At 43.8% G+C, this 1,827-nt stretch carries 1 protein-coding gene; it reads right to left on the bottom strand.

Going from position 1 to position 1,827, the window contains the following annotated elements:
- Nucleotides 1-77: 77 nt before the first annotated feature.
- The gene (ltrA, locus tag G577_RS0110335) at nucleotides 78-1,367 is read right to left on the bottom strand and encodes a group II intron reverse transcriptase/maturase (RefSeq protein WP_028791093.1); all 1,290 of its coding nucleotides are present in this window, start codon (nucleotides 1,365-1,367) and stop codon (nucleotides 78-80) included.
- Nucleotides 1,368-1,827: the final 460 nt, after the last annotated feature.

Below are 1,827 nucleotides of genomic sequence, written 5' to 3'. Positions count from 1 at the left end.
AATCGAGTAGGTGACTAGCCATTAATTGGCTAGTCGACCTCTCACACCACCGTACGTACGGTTCCGTATACGGCGGTTCAATACCTTGCGTAAGCAGACTCTACCAAGGCGCTTAGTGAAACTAAGCCCCATCGGTGGAGTCTTTCGTTTGTAAGTGTCCGATGAACTTCAGACGTTTTGGACAATCGCCAATACTTCTTTCTGGAATAGCCAATCATTTTAGCGTGATCTACGTCTAGTCCATAAGATAATAACTTCGTTATTTTCGTTTTGGGAGCTTTCCAGCGTTTGAGGATGAGCTGTCTGATGCGGTGATGTAACCATGGTTCAATTTCCTTTTGAATAAACCCTCGAATAAATCCCAATCCGAAATAGCCTATCCAGCCACGCGTGACTTGATTGATTTCCTTTATGATCGTTCGAAAATCACCCGCACGCTTACGACTTGTTCGTCGTTTCAATTCGGCTTTGAATTTCTTCTTGGCTTCTTTGGTAGGAATAAAACGACAGATTCCATTGACTTTCATCATCAGACAGCTCAAGAATTTTAAACGGGTCGGCGACCCTACTTGACTCTTGTCTTGGTTGACAATTAATTTAAGATCCTTTTCAATAAAGCGTGTCACACTTTTCAGAACACGTTCGCCCGCACGTTTTGATTTCACATAGATGACGAAGTCATCAGCGTAACGAACAAATTGATGGCCTCTTTTCTCAAGTTCTTTATCCAGTTCATGTAAGTAAACATTGCAGAGAAGGGGCGATAGGACCGCTCCTTGAGGTGCGCCGGTCTTTCTTTCTACGTATTCGCCAGACAGGTCAATAACACCACTCATCAAGAACTTACGAATAACCTTGAGAATCGCTTTATCTTGAATGAATTGTTCCAAATGGTACATGAGTTTATCATGGTTCAACGTATCAAAACATTGCTTCAAATCACAATCGACCACAACTCTATAGCCTTCCTCATAATAGGCAACGCATTGTTTCAAAGCTGTGTGCGTTCCTTTATTTAGACGGAAGCCATGACTTTGGGGTAGGAAATGGGGGTCAATAATGGGTTCAATCACTTGTCGGATCGCTTGTTGGACCACTCGGTCTCGCGCACAAGGAATTCCTAATTTACGCTTATCGCCATTAGACTTGGGAATCTCTACTTGTTTGACCGGTTGCGGTTGGTACGTCCCTTGAAGTAATTTCTTCCTTAGTGGCTCATACCATTTCTCAATGTGAGCTTCCACTTCATCCACATCCATACCATCTACACCAGCTGCTCCTTTATTGCGTCTAACCATTGTAACAGCTGTGCTTAAATTTTCTTTTCTTACGACGAGCTCCATCAAAGATGAAGACTTACGATACATTTCTTTCATTTGACCTAGAGGATGACTCTACACATCTACATACACTTTTGGTTCCACCTTATCCCTCTGTAGATTGCCAGCCTTTACGGCTGTTTTCTGTAGTCTTCGTCTCCTCTAACCTCCAATCTATACTTTGTATGAGTATTGTTCGGTCCTTCGGTACATTTTCCCTACTATGACCTCGGCTGACTTCTGTCTATTCGTTATTACTACGACTCCTGTCGCTAGACAGACCTCCCCGGGTAAGGCGCGATAACCTTCCACTCATGTCACTGCCTCATTTACTGTATGGGATTCGGGCAGTATCGGACTTTACTTTGTTTTGCAAGCTCGTCCATCCCAAACCAGCCTTCTTATGAGATTCCTGTTCGTCAGTGCAAGTGTTTGCCTCTAGCTTCCTTCAGATTCCGCCTCACGGCGGACACCTTTGCTTTTAGCTAACAGTTCCTACTGCCAAGTC

It is taken from the genome of Tetragenococcus muriaticus DSM 15685, from assembly GCF_000423785.1.
GTDB classification, from domain to species: Bacteria; Bacillota; Bacilli; order Lactobacillales; family Enterococcaceae; genus Tetragenococcus; species Tetragenococcus muriaticus.
Note: the sequence above shows the minus strand (reverse complement) of the source record. Positions and strands in the feature narration are given on the sequence as shown.

Bases quoted from the DNA above. Each gene is read 5' to 3' on its own strand.
- ltrA (WP_028791093.1), bottom strand. From the start codon at position 1,367: ATGTATCGTAAGTCTTCATCTTTGATGGAGCTCGTCGTAAGAAAAGAA.